This is a genomic window from Flavobacterium soyae (assembly GCF_045348165.1).
GTDB lineage: Bacteria > Bacteroidota > Bacteroidia > Flavobacteriales > Flavobacteriaceae > Flavobacterium > Flavobacterium soyae.
This window is the reverse complement of sequence record NZ_CP150845.1, coordinates 2,900,714-2,916,181: the sequence shown is the minus strand read 5'-3', so window position 1 is coordinate 2,916,181 and position 15,468 is coordinate 2,900,714. Positions and strand designations below refer to the sequence as shown.

General features: G+C 33.5%; 16 protein-coding genes. 6 read left to right on the top strand and 10 right to left on the bottom strand.

From position 1 onward, the window contains the following. Positions 1 to 107: 107 nt before the first annotated feature. The 4 genes from AABD74_RS12480 (at position 108) to AABD74_RS12465 (ending at position 3,640) form a co-directional block, all read left to right on the top strand. On the top strand, positions 108 to 1,358 hold the full coding sequence (locus AABD74_RS12480) for a dihydroorotase (RefSeq protein ID WP_406843075.1): 1,251 nt from the start codon (positions 108 to 110) through the stop codon (positions 1,356 to 1,358). A gap of 4 nt (positions 1,359 to 1,362) precedes the next feature. Further along, a complete protein-coding gene (locus tag AABD74_RS12475) occupies positions 1,363 to 1,689 on the top strand; it encodes a hypothetical protein (protein WP_232682786.1) in 327 nt (108 codons plus the stop codon). A gap of 214 nt (positions 1,690 to 1,903) precedes the next feature. Continuing rightward, positions 1,904 to 2,548, top strand: coding sequence for an alpha/beta hydrolase (locus AABD74_RS12470; RefSeq protein WP_232682785.1), 645 nt, complete (start codon positions 1,904 to 1,906; stop codon positions 2,546 to 2,548). A gap of 18 nt (positions 2,549 to 2,566) precedes the next feature. Next, a complete protein-coding gene (locus tag AABD74_RS12465) occupies positions 2,567 to 3,640 on the top strand; it encodes an acyltransferase family protein (protein ID WP_406843074.1) in 1,074 nt (357 codons plus the stop codon). Between the two features lie 99 nt (positions 3,641 to 3,739). Here the strand turns inward: AABD74_RS12465 and AABD74_RS12460 are convergent, their stop codons facing one another. Genes AABD74_RS12460 through AABD74_RS12450 form a run of 3 tightly spaced genes read right to left on the bottom strand, consistent with a single transcriptional unit; the run spans position 3,740 to position 5,493 of the window. Continuing rightward, positions 3,740 to 4,165: a hypothetical protein gene (locus AABD74_RS12460; RefSeq protein WP_406843073.1), complete on the bottom strand. Its 426-nt coding sequence runs from the start codon at positions 4,163 to 4,165 to the stop codon at positions 3,740 to 3,742. Between the two features lie 47 nt (positions 4,166 to 4,212). Then, positions 4,213 to 4,716, bottom strand: coding sequence for a hypothetical protein (locus AABD74_RS12455; RefSeq protein ID WP_232682782.1), 504 nt, complete (start codon positions 4,714 to 4,716; stop codon positions 4,213 to 4,215). A gap of 12 nt (positions 4,717 to 4,728) precedes the next feature. Beyond that, entirely contained in the window at positions 4,729 to 5,493 is a 765-nt protein-coding gene (locus AABD74_RS12450) for an MBL fold metallo-hydrolase (protein ID WP_232682781.1), read from the bottom strand. A 90-nt stretch (positions 5,494 to 5,583) separates the two neighbouring features. Between AABD74_RS12450 and AABD74_RS12445 the strand changes: the two genes are divergently transcribed. Continuing rightward, complete coding sequence (locus AABD74_RS12445; RefSeq protein WP_232682780.1) at positions 5,584 to 7,044, top strand: TonB-dependent receptor; 1,461 nt, start codon at positions 5,584 to 5,586, stop codon at positions 7,042 to 7,044. A gap of 250 nt (positions 7,045 to 7,294) precedes the next feature. On the opposite strand, the gene bcp is transcribed toward AABD74_RS12445, so the two are convergent. Continuing rightward, positions 7,295 to 7,747: a thioredoxin-dependent thiol peroxidase gene (bcp, locus tag AABD74_RS12440; RefSeq protein WP_406843072.1), complete on the bottom strand. Its 453-nt coding sequence runs from the start codon at positions 7,745 to 7,747 to the stop codon at positions 7,295 to 7,297. A gap of 98 nt (positions 7,748 to 7,845) precedes the next feature. Here bcp and nth point away from each other — a divergent pair, with 98 nt between their 5' ends. Continuing rightward, the gene (gene nth, locus AABD74_RS12435) at positions 7,846 to 8,502 is read left to right on the top strand and encodes an endonuclease III (protein ID WP_232681469.1); all 657 of its coding nucleotides are present in this window, start codon (positions 7,846 to 7,848) and stop codon (positions 8,500 to 8,502) included. Positions 8,503 to 8,519: 17 nt separating this feature from the next. On the opposite strand, the gene AABD74_RS12430 is transcribed toward nth, so the two are convergent. The 6 genes from AABD74_RS12430 to AABD74_RS12405 all read right to left on the bottom strand — a co-directional run bounded on the left by AABD74_RS12430 (position 8,520) and on the right by AABD74_RS12405 (position 15,464). Further along, complete coding sequence (locus AABD74_RS12430; protein WP_406843071.1) at positions 8,520 to 9,590, bottom strand: hypothetical protein; 1,071 nt, start codon at positions 9,588 to 9,590, stop codon at positions 8,520 to 8,522. A 633-nt stretch (positions 9,591 to 10,223) separates the two neighbouring features. After that, a complete protein-coding gene (locus AABD74_RS12425) occupies positions 10,224 to 10,367 on the bottom strand; it encodes a hypothetical protein (protein ID WP_406843070.1) in 144 nt (47 codons plus the stop codon). A gap of 50 nt (positions 10,368 to 10,417) precedes the next feature. Then, entirely contained in the window at positions 10,418 to 11,002 is a 585-nt protein-coding gene (locus AABD74_RS12420) for an RNA polymerase sigma factor (protein WP_406843069.1), read from the bottom strand. 309 nt (positions 11,003 to 11,311) lie between these two features. Continuing rightward, the gene (locus tag AABD74_RS12415; RefSeq protein ID WP_232681466.1) at positions 11,312 to 12,070 is read right to left on the bottom strand and encodes a family 16 glycosylhydrolase; all 759 of its coding nucleotides are present in this window, start codon (positions 12,068 to 12,070) and stop codon (positions 11,312 to 11,314) included. A 71-nt stretch (positions 12,071 to 12,141) separates the two neighbouring features. Further along, the gene (locus AABD74_RS12410) at positions 12,142 to 13,800 is read right to left on the bottom strand and encodes a family 16 glycosylhydrolase (protein ID WP_406843068.1); all 1,659 of its coding nucleotides are present in this window, start codon (positions 13,798 to 13,800) and stop codon (positions 12,142 to 12,144) included. A gap of 56 nt (positions 13,801 to 13,856) precedes the next feature. Next, positions 13,857 to 15,464 carry a hypothetical protein gene (locus AABD74_RS12405; RefSeq protein WP_406843067.1) on the bottom strand — a complete coding sequence of 536 codons (1,608 nt, stop codon included), beginning with the start codon at positions 15,462 to 15,464 and terminating at the stop codon, positions 13,857 to 13,859. Between the last annotated feature and the right edge of the window lie 4 nt (positions 15,465 to 15,468).

The following is a 15,468-nucleotide window of genomic DNA, read 5'->3' as shown; positions in this document are numbered from 1 at the left end:
AGAAATCGCACATGTTGAGAACGCACTGAGCGGAAAATTGGATGCGATTTCTCCTTCGTCGAAATGACATACAGGAATCTTTAAATAAAAAATAAATTTCTCTACATATGAAAATAATCATCAAAAGCGCCAAAATTATCGACTCAAAAAGTCCGTTTCATAACCAGACCGTTGATCTTTTAATTGCAGATGGTTTAATTGAAAAAATAGGAGTTTCTCTTCCAAATGATGATGCAGAAGTAGTAAGATTCGACAATCTTCATGTTTCTCAAGGCTGGTTTGACAGCAGTGTTTCGCTGGGCGAGCCAGGTTATGAAGACAGAGAAACTATTGCAAACGGATTAAATGTTGCGGCAAAAAGCGGTTTTACAGCAATTGCTTTACAGCCGAACTCCTTCCCGATTATTGACAATCAATCTCAGGTCAATTTTGTAAAAAATAAGGCAAATGGTTTTGCTACAGAAATTTTTCCAATTGGTGCTTTAACAAAAGCCAGCGAAGGAAAAGACATGGCAGAGCTTTATGATATGAAAAAAGCCGGAGCAATTGCTTTTGGAGATTATAACAGAAGTATTGATAATGCTAATCTGCTAAAAATTGCATTGCAATATGTTCAGGATTTTGATGGTTTGGTTATCACTTATTCGCAAGATCCAAATCTAAAAGGAAACGGAGTTGCCAATGAAGGAATCGTTTCGACAAGATTAGGTTTAAAAGGAATCCCGAATTTAGCTGAAGAACTGCAAATATCAAGAAACTTATTTTTATTGGAATATACGGGTGGGAAACTTCATATCCCGACGATTTCTACAGCAAAATCAGTTCAGTTAATTAGAGAAGCAAAAGCAAAAGGTCTAAACGTAACGACAAGTGTTTCTGTACATCATTTGGTTTTAACTGATGAAAAACTAGACGGTTTTGACACTCGTTTTAAAGTTACGCCGCCATTACGCACAGAAGTTGACAGACAGGCTTTACTAAACGGAATTGCCGACGGAACTATCGACACAATTACATCAGACCATAACCCGATTGATATTGAATTCAAGAAAATGGAATTTGATACGGCTAAAAACGGAACTATAGGTCTTGAAAGTGCTTTTGGAGCATTATTAACGGTTTTACCTCTAGAAACTGTAATTACAAAATTGACTTCAGGAAGAACTGTTTTTGGTCTTGAAAACAATACAATTGTTGAAGGTGCTAAAGCAAACTTTACTTTATTTACTCCAGAAGGAAAATCAACTTTTACGAAAGAGAACATTCTTTCAAAATCTAAAAATTCTGCTTTTTTAGGAACTGAACTTAAAGGTTCTATATACGGAATTTTAAATAAAAATAAACTTGTTACAAAATAATATAATGAACAATACAATCGAAGAAGGAAAATCAATCGCCATTACAAGTTATATCCTAATTATTGGTGTTTTGATTGCAATGTCTATGAATTCTGAAAACAAAAACAGTTTTGCGTCTTTTCATATTCGTCAGGCTTTAGGTTTATCACTGACTTTTATTTCTTTCGGAGCTATAATCAGTAATTTTGACAGTTTTTTAATCACTTTCCCAATGTGGATTTGTATTTCAATTCTTTGGACTTATGGAATTTTCAACGCTATTCAAGGCCAGATGAGACCAATTCCTTTAGTTGGAAATCTGTTTCAAAAATGGTTTAAATCTATAGGTTAGGAAATTTCAATGTTTAAATTCCAAAAAAGAAATCCGTTAAAATCAGCATTTTCGCTTTAGCGAATCTGTTTTATCGGCGTATAAATTTTGAACACGGATGACGCAGATTTGCAAGCAAAAACGCAGATAAAAACAGATTTTTCATAATAACATAAACAAGCTTAGTCAAAGTTTGAAACTGAACACTAAAAACCGAACACTGAACATTAAAAAAATGAATCTATCTTTAGAATATAAAATACAAGAGCCAAAAGTAATTTTAGATAAAAATCCGTTATTGCTTTTATTACATGGATATGGCAGTAACGAAGCCGATTTGTTTTCGTTTGCTTCTGAACTTCCGGATAATTATTATATCATTTCGGCCAGAGCGCCTTATGATTTACAATATGGTGCTTATGCTTGGTACGCAATCAATTTTGATGCTGATCAGAATAAATTTTCAGACAACGAGCAGGCTAAAACTTCAAGAGATACAATCGCTGCTTTTATTGATGAATTGATAGCAAATTATCCTATTGATGCTAACAATGTAACTTTGATTGGGTTTAGCCAAGGTTCCATTTTAAGCTATTCAACAGCACTTTCCTATCCTGAAAAAATTCAGAGAGTTGTGGCGATGAGCGGTTATTTTAATGAAGAAATAATCAAAGATGGTTTCGAGAAAAATGACTTTAAAAACTTAAAAATATTCGCTTCACATGGAACTGTAGATCAGGTTATTCCAATTGAATGGGCTAGAAAAACTCCGGCAATTTTAGAAAAATTAAATATTCCGGTTACTTACAAAGAATATCCTGTTGGTCACGGCGTTGCACCACAGAATTTCTTTGATTTCAGGAATTGGCTGGCTCTTTAATTTTAAGGATTTTAGTCCATGAAAATAACTTGGTTTTTAAACAAAGAAAACAACAATTTAGATTTAATTAGAATCTTATTAGCTTGTATTGTTATAGTAGGACATACAATTCCATTAAATGGAGAAACCCCTTATTGGACAGATCCTTTAAGTTTCTTTTTGCCTGTAACTTATTCTGGTGCACTTGCTGTAAAACTTTTCTTTTTTATAAGCGGATTAGTTGTCACAAATAGTTACCTAAAAAATGACAATTTTGTATATTTTACAATATCCAGGGTGTTTCGGATTTTGCCTGCTTTACTGTTTCTTTTACTAATTACTGTCTTTATAATTGGACCAGTTTTTACTAATGTCAGCATTTCAAAATATTTTTCAGACATAAACAATTTTAAATATATAATAAGAAACCTGCTTTTTCAAACCAAATATACACTAACAGGAGTTTTTAGTGATAATTTATATAAGGATATTGTTAATGGCTCTTTGTGGAGTTTGCGTTATGAAGTAAGGTGTTACTTTTTTTTAATGTGTGCTTTTTTGCTTTTTAAAAACAAAAGAACAATTATTTTCAATATTATTTTTATAGCAATTTTTATTGAAAGTTTTTTACCAACTCATATTATTCTGAGCAGACTAAGCACCAATCCTGAAATTTATTATCTCCCTTTTTCTTTTGCTTATGGTACTTTTTTAGCAATAAATCAGAACAAATTTGTAATGAATTTACCAATAGTTATACTGTCTTTTCTTGTATGCTTTCTATTTAAAAATAATCCTGCAGAAGAACTATTTCTAATAATTGCTTTTTGTAACTTAATCATCTTTATTTCTTCCAGAAAATTTATTTTAAATTTTAAGCCTAAGCATGATATTTCGTACGGAATATACCTTTGGGGTTTTTTAATTCAGCAAATAGTTTATTTTATTTTCGGAAAAATATATGCTGGATTCCATTTCCTAATAGCTTCTATTGTATCAATCCTGATTGCTTATATTTCATTTATCTTGATAGAAAAACCATCAATGTTATTTGGCAGACAGATTTTAGCCTTTATAAATTTAAGAATGAACGAGATTAAAAAAAAGAACTAGTTTATTTTAGTATTCAGTGTTCAGTTTTTTAGTATTCAGTTTCGAACTATAACTGTAAACTGCAACTGAATACTAAAAAACTGAACACTGAACACTAAACTACTCTCCTGTATAAATAATCTTCCCGTCTTTTTTCAGGACATAGCCTTTCCAGGGAATTAATTGATAGTCATCTTTATTCCACGAATCTCCTTCTGATTTTCTTTCTAAAATAATAGATTCTTTTTGCGTATCCAGAAAAAGTTCGGCTTTATTTCCATCAAAAATTACGTAGGCAGCGGTTGTATAAGTTTTACCTGTTTCTTCTGTATGCGTTAGTTTTGTTCCTTCAAAAATTCGGATACATTCTTTTTTTAGAGTTGACCAGGTATAACCTGCAGAACCTTTGCATCCGTGTGCGTCAGAATCTCCTCCAACTAATTTCTTTTCCTGCGGTTCTTTAACAACTGTGCTTTCCTGTGAAACTTTTTTTGCGCAAGAAAATGTCACAGCTGCAATAATCATAAACAAAAACATTTTTTTCATAATCCTCATTTTTAATTATTAGTCAAAAAAAAAAGGATTTTATAATCCTATTTTTGATATAACCAAGTTTGATTTACTTCAAAGGTAATATTATCATTGTTATCAACAAAGTATTTTAACAAGACTTCTCCCCATAATTCACCATTACTATAATCTGCAATGATCCAGCGGTGGTTTAAAATTTTTACTTTATTGATGATAAATTTATTTGGGCCTATCTGATCTTGCCCTGTGTATGGGTTTCCTTTTGGATTTGAATTGAAATCTAATAATTTTTCTGTTACAACCGGAATTAGTTTTTCAAATAAAATTACTTTTCCTCCAGAAGCACTGTTATCAAAATAGTTTTGCGCATTTTCATTGTGTTCTAAAGAAAAATAATCTGCATCGGCTAATTTAGCCGATACTAAATTAATACTGTCTCTTAGCTTTTTAGTTGTTTTCTCATATCTTTCTTCACCAAATTTCACTTCACGGCTGTAAAACATATAAGTAAAAACATTCATTAATATCGCAAGGATAAAAAGGTAAAGCATTAAGGATTTTTTCATTTTGTGGTATAATTAAATTGTAATTTCTAAATTATCGTAAGCCAGAAAAACGTTTTCAGGAAGTTGTTTCTGCACTTCTTCGTGAAAACCTAAAACATGGCTGATGTGCGTTAAATAAGCTTTTTCAGGTTTTACAAGATTGATAAAATCAAGCGCTTCCTGCAGGTTAAAATGTGTATCATGAGGTTCAACGCGCAAAGCATTTACAACCAAAACTTTTAAGTCTTTAAGTTTATCGATCTCCGTTTGTTCGATTGTTTTTACATCGGTTAGATAGGCAAAATCATCGATTCTATATCCAAAAACCTGCAAATCACCATGCATAACGTTTATTGGAATTGCTATTTTATCACCAGCAGCAAAAGATTCATTGTTTTTGACTTCAATGGTTTTTACACTTGGGGCACCCGGATATTTATTTACGGTTTCAAAAACATAATCAAAACGGCGTCTTAAATTATCGAGTACACGTTCATGTCCGTAAATTGGGATTTCGCCTTGTCTGAAATTATACGGACGAATATCATCTAATCCTGCCGTGTGATCTGCATGTTCGTGCGTGAATAAGATGGCATCAAGTTTACGGCATCCGCAGGAAAGCATCTGCTGTCTGAAATCGGGACCGCAATCGATTACAAATGAATGCTCATCCCATGTAATCCAGATGGATACACGGAGCCTTTTGTCCTTAGCGTCAGTGCTTTTGCAAACAGGATGATCAACTCCGATAATCGGAATGCCTTGAGAAGTACCAGTACCTAAAAAATAGACCTTCAATTGAACTTAATTTTTTTACAAAAATAGGATTATTTCTCTTTCATTAGAACCCTAATTTACTAACTTTGTAACAAATCTATTTAAAATAAAATGGGTACAGAAATAAAACTCAAAGGTGACAAGGTCATCGAACAGATTCCTTCTATAAAAGACAAAGCTTTACGCATTAATTTAAACGAGAATATTTACGGAACATTTGCTGAAATTGGTGCTGGACAAGAGACAGTTAGACATTTTTTCAGGTCTGGAGGTTCTTCAGGAACTATTGCAAAAGCGATGTCAGCTTATGACAAAGATTTTAGTGATGCTGTTTACGGAGTTGAAAGTGACGGAAGATATGTTACTGAAAACCGACTAAAAAAAATGCTCACATTTGAAGGGGAATTGATCGAAGAACGTTTGAGCAGAGAAAAACACCCAAATAAACTTTTCTTCAGCTACGCTAATACGGTAGCAACCATAGATTTTGCGAAACAATTTAAAGGACACGGCTGGGTTGGAATTAGATATCAGATTGAACCAGACGAAGCTTACAACGAAATTATACTTCACATTCGTTTTAAAGAAACCGATGCCAGACTACAACAAGAAACACTTGGAATTTTAGGTGTAAATTTAATTTACGGTGCTTTCTATAAATATAATGACCCAAAACGTTTACTGCGTTATTTATACGACCATTTAGACAAAGATCAGTTAGAGATTGATACGATTAACTTTTCAGGCCCGCGTTTTGCTGATGTAGACAATCGCTTGATGAGTTTACAGCTGGTTAAAAATGGAATGACAGATGCCGTAATGTTTAATCCTGAAGGGAAAAATATTCTTCCGGCTGCTATTTTATACAAAAAAAACCTTTTGGCTTTAAGAGGAAGTTTTCGTCCGGTTACGAAAGTAAATATGGACATGTATGAGAAATCGTTGAAAATGTTCCTTGAAGAAAATAAAGTTGAAAAAGATAATACGTTAGTAGTTTTTGAAATTACGCTTTCGAATTTACGTTCTGACGGAGAAATCGATGAGCGCGACTTTATGGACAGGGCCGAATTACTTTGTTCGCTTGGTCAGACGGTTATGATTTCGAACTTCCAGGAATATTACAAAGTAGTTGAATATTTTGCCAATTATACTAAAGCCCGTATGGGATTAGCAATGGGTGTAAACAACCTTGTAGATATTTTTGATGAGAAATATTACCGTCATTTAAGCGGCGGAATTCTGGAAGCATTTGGAAAATTATTCTATCGGGATATGAAAGTTTTCCTTTATCCAATGCTGGACGAAGATGGCGTATTGATGAATTCAAGTAACTTAAAAGTTCATCCTAGAATGAAAGAATTGTACAAATTCTTTAAATTTAATGGAAAAGTGATTGATATTACAGATTACGATCCGCATAATCTGGAAGTTTTCTCCCGCGAAGTTTTAAAAATGATCAACCAAGGCAAAAAAGGCTGGGAACCAATGCTTCCGCCGGGTATTGCAGAAATTATAAAAGAGCATCATCTTTTTGGATATCATCCGCAAAAAGAACTGGAGCAAAATACTTAAGAAAAAGTCCCTTATTTGGGATTTTTTTATTTGTTTCAGGTTTTCTTTGTTTCAGGTTTCAGGTTTTTGGGACTGAATATTTTTTTTAACGCAAAGTTCGCTAAGGTTTTTTTATATAGATTGTATTTACAATGCGCAAAGTTCGCAAAGCTTTGTGTTGATTAAGCTTGCGAACTTTGCGTTTTCTTAGCGTGCTTTGCGGTAAAACTACACGCAAAACAACCTGAAACTTGAAACCTGAAACAAAAAACTATTTCAAAATCTGCGCTGCGTGTTCTTTTGTTTTTACTTTTTCGATTACTTCTTCAATGATTCCTTTTTCGTTGATTACAAAAGTGGTTCTGTGGATTCCGTCATATTCTCTTCCCATGAATTTTTTTGGTCCCCAAACTCCAAAAGCATTGATTACTGATTTATCTTCATCAGCAATTAACGGAAAAGGAAATTCATATTTATCTTTAAATTTTGACTGTGCTTTCCGGCTATCGGCGCTTACACCTAAAAGTTCATAATTATTGGCTTTAAAACGCTCAAAATTATCTCTCAAATCGCAAGCTTCAGCGGTACATCCAGGCGTACTTGCTTTTGGATAAAAAAATACTACTAATTTTTTTCCGGCATAATCTGCCAGTTTATGTGTTTTCCCATCCTGATCTGTTCCTGAAAAATTTGGCGCTTTATCGCCTGCTTTTAATGTTGTCATATTTTTTATTTTAGATTTCAGATTGTTGATTTTAGATTTAAAAACAAAGATAACTCATAACTTATAATTCCCTATTTTTACACTTTAAAATTACGGAAATGAATAAAGAAGCTCGCGTACAATTTGTTATAAATACGTTAAAAGAACTCTACCCTACTATACCTGTCCCTCTTGATCATAAAGACCCTTATACCTTATTAATTGCTGTTTTACTTTCGGCGCAATGTACAGATGTCCGCGTGAACCAAATTACACCTCTTTTGTTTGCCAAGGCTGATAATCCGTATGATATGGTGAAGATGTCTATAGAAGAAATCAAGGAAATTATTCGTCCGTGTGGTTTGTCGCCAATGAAATCTAAGGGAATTCATGGTTTATCTGAAATTTTGATTGAAAAGCATAATGGTGAAGTTCCGCAGAGTTTTGAAGCACTTGAAGCTTTACCGGCAGTTGGACATAAAACAGCAAGTGTTGTCATGTCTCAGGCTTTTGGGGTTCCAGCTTTTCCGGTTGATACGCATATTCACAGACTGATGCACAGATGGAATCTTTCGAATGGAAAAAATGTTGTTCAGACTGAAAAGGATGCTAAAAGATTGTTTCCAAAAGACACGTGGAACGATCTTCATTTACAGATTATTTGGTACGGACGTGAATATTCGCCTGCAAGAGGCTGGAGTTTAGAAAAAGATATTATTACCAGAACAATTGGTAAAAAATCTATAATAGAAGAAGCTGCTAAAAAGAAAGTATAGCAGCTTCTTTATTTATTTTACATACCGCTGCCACTTTTTAAGGCATTGTATTCATTTATCATATCCAGCGATCTGTACACTCCTAAAAGTGATTTAATTACATCCGGATTTTTAGGTTCTATCGTTAAGGCTTTTTGAAGGTATGGTATTGTACTTCTTACAATATCATCTTTTTGAGCGCTTAATTTTTCATACTCCTTTTGTTCATTAGGAGTATTACCAAGCTGATCCATTTGGTTAACCAGTTCTTTTTTGAGCTGCATTTTTACATAAGTAAGATTGATATAGCAGTCCATACAATTTGGATTTAACTGCAGATCACTTTCATAGTATTTTAATGCATTTGCATAATCATTTCTTTCCAGATAAGAAAATGCCAAAGAGATTAAAACTTCTTCTTTTTTAGATGGCGGCAAAACATTTCTTGGTTTTTCATAAAGACCAGCCTGAATGTTAGATTCTCTGGCACTAACAGAAATAAAAGCTTCTTCTTCTTTAGTTTTTTTGTTTGTAGCGTAGTAAACCATTCCTTTACCGGTATAGTTTATTTTTCTCAATTCTTCGTAATATTTAATTGCAGAGACATAATCTTTACCCGTTAAAGCCGCCCCGGCCGCATTAAGCAAGTTTAATGTATCTTTTTTGTCAATTAAATATACTTCATAACTTTTTCCCGCGCTTTCTTTGTAATTTCCAGCTTTATAATCTTTAAAAGCCCCGTCTACAAGTGTAGATTTCATTCCTTTTAAAGCTAAATTTGCTTTGAAAGCGTACTTGTAATTACGAGAATCATTTTCATACAAAAGGATATCCTGATAAGCGCTCGAAGCTTGAGCAAAGTTATTTACAGCATCTATATTTTTAGAAGCCAGATCTTTACATACATTTCCTTTTATATAAAAGAAATCAGATTTATCTTCATCGGATGCATTTACGATCAAATATTCTATTTTTTTTAAAGCTGCCAATGCTTCCTCGCTTTTTCCTTTATCGTATAAAGACTGCGCTTCTTTTATTTGATCTTTTTGAGCAAATGCTGCGACATTTATCAATAACAGCATTGATAATATCTTTAGGTTCGTTTTCATATTTCGGTTAGGTGTTGGTTGTTAAAATAGATTTTAGGTTTTTGGGTGAATTTTGCCGCAAAGATGATAGTTTAGGACTTCAGCCTGCGTTTACTTAAAAATTAAGATTCAGAGATTAAAATTGTAATACATCTCTAAATTTAATTTCTCATAAAAATCAAACTTCTTAGTATATCACTAAGAATTATAACAAACAAAACGAAATAAGGCAGTGTAGTTTTTCTTCATAGATTTTTAGTTATTGGTTGAACATAATTAGGGTGATTCAAATGTTTTAATACGAAAAATTCTTCTATTTTTATGAATTAATGGTTATTTTTTAACTAAAATAAAATTAATTATTGAATAAAGAAATATTTTCAATAAAAATATTAAATTTTAACAAAAATATAATTTTCAGTCAAAATTATATTTCAGGCTCATTTAAGGCAAGGCGAAGAAATATAGTAAGTGATTGGAGAAATCTGTATTGGAAAAATACACATCAGAATGTGTCTCAACTGAGTAAAATTTATGCATTTAAAGCAAAAAAAAACTCACTACCTGTATTTGCATACAAATAGTGAGCTTTCAACCAAAACGACCATTTGGTTTTTCTTTCGAAATAAACATCCGACCAAAGCAGCGGGCTGTTTAATTAGCTATAATCTCAAAATTTTTATCTTCAATTTTCACAACTGTTAAAGCTTGTGAATAATTTAATAAAAAAGAAACAACTTCTTTTTTAGGTTTCAAATCTTTAGAAGCTAATGCTTTTTTTGAGTAAATTTTCGCCATACTATGTAAATGTTTTATACTAGTATAACGGACTAATATTCAAAATAGTATTAGTTGGTTAAAATAATTTGATGTTTGTCTATTATTTTTCTCAAATTCATAAGCGCATAACGCATTCTTCCTAATGCTGTATTGATACTTACATCGGTTAATTCTGAGATTTCTTTAAAACTCATATCCTGGTACATTCTCATAACCAAGACTTCTTTTTGATCTTCAGGAAGTTCTTCGATCAGCCTTTTTAAATCGACCTCAACCTGATCTACAATCATTCTGCTTTCGATATTTAATGAATCGTCAGACATGATGGAAAAGATTGAGAATTCCTCTGTTTCTCTGTACATTGGCATTTTTTTGGTTTTGCGAAAGTGGTCCACAATTAAATTGTGTGAAATACGCATTACCCAAGGAAGAAATTTACCTTCTTCGTTATAGGAATTACTTTTTAAAGTTTTGATTACTTTAATAAAAGTGTCTTGAAAAATATCATTTGAAATATCTCTATCAGCAATCTTAGAATATATAAATCCATATATCTTAGATTCGTGCCTTTTTATTAATGTTGCAAGAGCAGCTTCACTGCCTTCAACATAATTTTTTACTAATAGAGCGTCTGGAATATGCAGATCAGCCATAATACTACTTTTTTAGTTTTAATAATTTGGAGTAATTTTTCTAAAAAGTAATTTTATTTTATAGGCGTGATCTTTTTTGAGTTATGTTAATATTGTGACCAAATTTAACAAATATTTATTTTAATAAGCAAACAAAAACAATAATAATTAACATTTAATCGTTAAGTTTTTTGCTTCAGAGCCCATTTTTGATAGAAATAGTTTAAAAAACGCTGTAAAAAACAATTCAAAAACAAATGTAAATAACTTACAACTAAATATTTAAGTTATTTACATCTGCTTTTTGGTTAAAATTTAATTCTATATTTTTTATTGATAAACACGCACGTAATCGACGTAAAATTTTTGAGGAAGGATAGTATCATCGACTTCAGGACCTCCAAAATTACCTCCAATTGCTAAATTTATAATAATATAAAATGGTTTATCAAATGGCCATGTATCTTCATCTTTAACTTCGGGATTGAAAGTATAAACTAAAGCCGAATCAACAAAAAATTCGATTTTATCTTTATTCCATTCAATTGCATATATATGATAACCTTCTTCGATATTTGGAAATTCGGTTCTTTTGGTATTGATTGTATTTCCGTGGCTGTCCTGTGTATGAAGGGTTGTATAGACCATGTGCGGATCTCTTCCTATATATTCTAAAATATCAATTTCTCCTGTTTTTGGCCATTTAACCTCATCAATATTGGCGCCTAACATCCAGAAAGCCGGCCACAAACCGTGCCCGACAGGAAGTTTTGCCCTGGCTTCGATTCGGCCATATTTAAATTCTTTTTTGCCTTTTGTGGTTATTTTTGTAGATGTGTATTTATTTCCTTCTTTTCTGGCTTCAATAACAAGGTTTCCATCTTTAAACTTGTGATTTGTTTTAGTATAAATTTGTCTTTCATTGTTTCCGTACCCGCACAAATTTGGGCAGCCGTCGCCAAGTTCGAAATTCCATGCTTTTTCGTTTAATTTTTTAGTATTGAAATTTTCTTCCCATACCAATTTTCTTTTTGTTTCCTGCGCATACGAAATACTGCAGATTAACAATAGTAAAACTATTTTATTCATAGTATCATTTTAAAATTAAGAAGGCCAGCCGAAACTGACCTTCCAGAATTACTTATTAATTAACTCATATTCTATTGATAAATTCTCACGTAATCAATCTCCATAGAAGACTGTGTGAAAGCGCCATCAATATTACCGCCTAGATTACCTCCCATTGCTACATTTAATATCAGGAAAAAATCGCTGTTAAAAGGTAAAGAACCATCGTTTGGAACTGAATGGAGCAAATCGTCGTCTACATAAGTTTTTACAGATGCAGGGCTCCAGATTACTTTATAAACATGAAATTCTGTCGAAACATTAGCATAGGTTTTAGAGCTTGAAACACCATTTCCGCCTGAATGTCCGGGATAATGAAGTGTACTAAGAATTACATTTTGATTGTTGCCAACATGCTCCATAATATCTATTTCGCCACAGGCCGGCCAAGGTTGAGAAGCATAGTTTTGCCCAAGCATCCAGATTGCCGGCCATGTTCCTCCACCGCTCGGAAGTTTAGCTTTAACCTCAACTTTTCCGTATGTAAAAGCAAATTTAGCATCTGTTTTTAATCTTGCCGATGAATAATCTGCATCGCCGGAAGCTTCTTTTTTAGCTGTAATAACCAAATTACCGCCTTGTACTTTTACGTTCGTTGCTGCATTGGTATAATTTTGTTTTTCATTATTTCCCCAGCCGTTATTTCCTCTGCCTAAATCGTAATTCCATTTTGCCGCATCCGGAGCTCCATCAGTATTAAACTCATCTGACCAAACCAGATTTGTATAATCTGTTGCCGGATTTTGAGTTGGCTTTGTAGTGGTAAAAATATGGTACCAGGCTAATGCCGGGTTTCCTCCCATTACAGCTCTTACAACCATTCTGTTTGCAGTAATAGACAGGATTTCATAAGAACTTTGACCGATATAATACCCCATAAATCCACCATCTGAGAAGTTCATTGTTGTTCCTCTGGTTTGTGTTGCATGATTTGGATTTGCCATTACAACAGATTCTGACGGGCTTAATGAAACTGTTTTAACTCCGCTTGTGTTATAAGTTAAACAAGCGTCGTCTGGTCCGCTTCCTCCTCCTACGCTTGCAAAGGCTGCGTTGAAGAATGTTGATCCGCCGTTGTCTAATTCAAATTTCAATTGTTCCCCGTCTAAAGAGAAAGTCAATACGTTTTCGTATAAACAGCTGCTTGCTGGTGAACCGGCTTTTTCAAACGGTCCTGCCTGATAGTAGTTTGCATAATAGTTTTTAGCTGCATCGGCATCGTTTTGACCAACTCCTAAATGTCCTGCTTCTGAAGCTGACCAATACCATTTTTTAGATGTACCGCCCGTTAAGAATGCTACAGCTTCATCATCGCTAAAGTTACTCAATACCGTAACATCAAGTGTTGTGTTTGATGCTACACCGCCTCTTCCATTTGCAATTACTGTAACAGTATAGGTATTTACGCCTGTTTTTGTGAAACGTTTTGTAAAAATCCCGCTTGGCGAATTTTCTGAAGTGCCATCGCTAAAAACAAATTTATAAGAAACAGCATTATCTGCTTTTGCAGTCAATTTTACCGTTCCTGATCCGTCTCCATTTGGAGCGTCGGCAGTTTTTCCTATAATTTCAGCTGCTACCTGAATATTAGAGGGCGCCACTAAATCGCCAAAAGCGTAATCGTCTTTTTGACAACTTATTGCTGAAAGCAGAGCAAAAAGTAATACGAAGTATTTATTATATTTTTTCATTTTGTTATTTTTTATAAAATGTAAATTCATTTTAATTTCGTTGATAATCCCTGCTTTTATTTATGGAAATAAACGTTGTCAATATAAATGGTATGACTTCCGCTTGGGTTTCCTGAATAAATAAGCTGCGCAATATGAGCTCTGGTTGTTAATCCTGTAAAATCACTTAAAGGAATATCCAGACTCACCCATTGTCCTTGTGCAGGAGCGGTAAACTTAAGTTCGTGTTCTTTGTCATCTCCTCCTCCATTGTAAACTCCGTTTGCTCCAAAATCAACTAATTTAACTCTGAATTCTGTATAATCTGAAGACCAGACATCTACGTGGAAATGTGTCATTCCTGTTGCATCAATTGTTGTTACAGGTTCGATACCCACAAAATTTAAATCTGAATATTTTTTAACTGCATTTCCTGCAACAGCCGTTTCTTCAAGTGTCGCTGCCGACCAGTCTGTACGCCAGGTTTGAATTGCAATATTTGTGTAAGCATCACTAAATAATGAAATAACGTCTGCCGCCGGTTTTGTTGGTGTTGGTGCTGCGGTATTTAATGTTTCGCTGTCTTTGTAGAAATAAATATTATCGATAAATACAGTTCCTCCGGCCCAAGGTGTTCCAACAAATTTCAATTGGAAAATATCGGCTACAGTTAATCCCTGACTTGTAAATGCCGAAATTGGAATATCAATACTTGTCCATTGATTTGCTGTAAGATCTTTTGTAACTGGTTTTTCACCATTTGTTTTACTAATTAATGAAGTTTCGATTTTTTGTAAATCTGCTGTCCAGACATCCATGTGAATGTAATCCATTCCAGAAACGTCAACTGTTACATTATCTGCCAAAGCAATTCCCTGGTAGCTTAATTTAATATAGTTCAGCATTTTGTCTCCGTTTAGATCAAATTCTGTCCAGCTGCTTCCTTGTCCTGCTTGTCCCCAATCCGGGAAATAGTTTGTTCCGGCAACATTTGTGTATTTAGAACCATAAATAGAAATTACATTTCCGGCTGCTCTGTTTGGAGGCGTTGGTGCTGAAGTTGTTGGATTAAGAACTAATTTTGCTTCAAACTCCTGAGATTTTTCAGTTGTTTTAATCGCTGCACTTTTTGAAACTACGCGAATGGTGTAAACTCCAGCTTGCTGATACGTATATGAAACCGATTCTCCGTTATTTGCAGTAAGCGGATCTGGTTTTCCTGCTTCTCCAAAATAAACATCATAAAACAATGCAAAATCTGCTGTTGCTTTTACGGTTACTTTTTTAGAAACTGATAAATCGTTTGTTATTACTACTACTAAATTTTCCGGAGCTCTAAAAGAAACCAAAACTTCCTGCGTTACTTCGGTTGTTTTTCCGTTGATTCCCATTGCAATAATTTTGCTTTGGTAAGTTCCTTCTTTGTAAACGTGTGTTACGGTTCCTCCTGAAGGGAAATAATCCGATTCAGGTGATCCGTCTCCGTAATTTATTTTGTATTGCGTTACTCCTTCTCCTTTTGGTAAAAAAGTTACTTTACCGGAGTTGTCCTGAGTTACTGTGGTCAAAGCAGATATGTTTTCGGGTGCGCTGACACCTTCTAAATCAATATTGCTGTCATCGCTTGAACAGCTAAAGAATAGCATTAAAACGACAAGACTTAATATATAATGTAATTTTTTCATAATA

Excerpts from the sequence above, each read along its gene's own strand:
- AABD74_RS12480 (WP_406843075.1), top strand. The coding sequence starts at position 108 with ATGAAAATAATCATCAAAAGCGCCAAAATTATCGACTCAAAAAGTCCG.
- AABD74_RS12475 (WP_232682786.1), top strand. The coding sequence starts at position 1,363 with ATGAACAATACAATCGAAGAAGGAAAATCAATCGCCATTACAAGTTAT.
- AABD74_RS12470 (WP_232682785.1), top strand. The coding sequence starts at position 1,904 with ATGAATCTATCTTTAGAATATAAAATACAAGAGCCAAAAGTAATTTTA.
- AABD74_RS12465 (WP_406843074.1), top strand. The coding sequence starts at position 2,567 with ATGAAAATAACTTGGTTTTTAAACAAAGAAAACAACAATTTAGATTTA.
- AABD74_RS12460 (WP_406843073.1), bottom strand. The coding sequence starts at position 4,165 with ATGAAAAAAATGTTTTTGTTTATGATTATTGCAGCTGTGACATTTTCT.
- AABD74_RS12455 (WP_232682782.1), bottom strand. The coding sequence starts at position 4,716 with ATGAAAAAATCCTTAATGCTTTACCTTTTTATCCTTGCGATATTAATG.
- AABD74_RS12445 (WP_232682780.1), top strand. The coding sequence starts at position 5,584 with ATGGGTACAGAAATAAAACTCAAAGGTGACAAGGTCATCGAACAGATT.
- bcp (WP_406843072.1), bottom strand. The coding sequence starts at position 7,747 with ATGACAACATTAAAAGCAGGCGATAAAGCGCCAAATTTTTCAGGAACA.
- nth (WP_232681469.1), top strand. The coding sequence starts at position 7,846 with ATGAATAAAGAAGCTCGCGTACAATTTGTTATAAATACGTTAAAAGAA.
- AABD74_RS12430 (WP_406843071.1), bottom strand. The coding sequence starts at position 9,590 with ATGAAAACGAACCTAAAGATATTATCAATGCTGTTATTGATAAATGTC.
- AABD74_RS12425 (WP_406843070.1), bottom strand. The coding sequence starts at position 10,367 with ATGGCGAAAATTTACTCAAAAAAAGCATTAGCTTCTAAAGATTTGAAA.
- AABD74_RS12420 (WP_406843069.1), bottom strand. The coding sequence starts at position 11,002 with ATGGCTGATCTGCATATTCCAGACGCTCTATTAGTAAAAAATTATGTT.
- AABD74_RS12415 (WP_232681466.1), bottom strand. The coding sequence starts at position 12,070 with ATGAATAAAATAGTTTTACTATTGTTAATCTGCAGTATTTCGTATGCG.
- AABD74_RS12410 (WP_406843068.1), bottom strand. The coding sequence starts at position 13,800 with ATGAAAAAATATAATAAATACTTCGTATTACTTTTTGCTCTGCTTTCA.
- AABD74_RS12405 (WP_406843067.1), bottom strand. The coding sequence starts at position 15,464 with ATGAAAAAATTACATTATATATTAAGTCTTGTCGTTTTAATGCTATTC.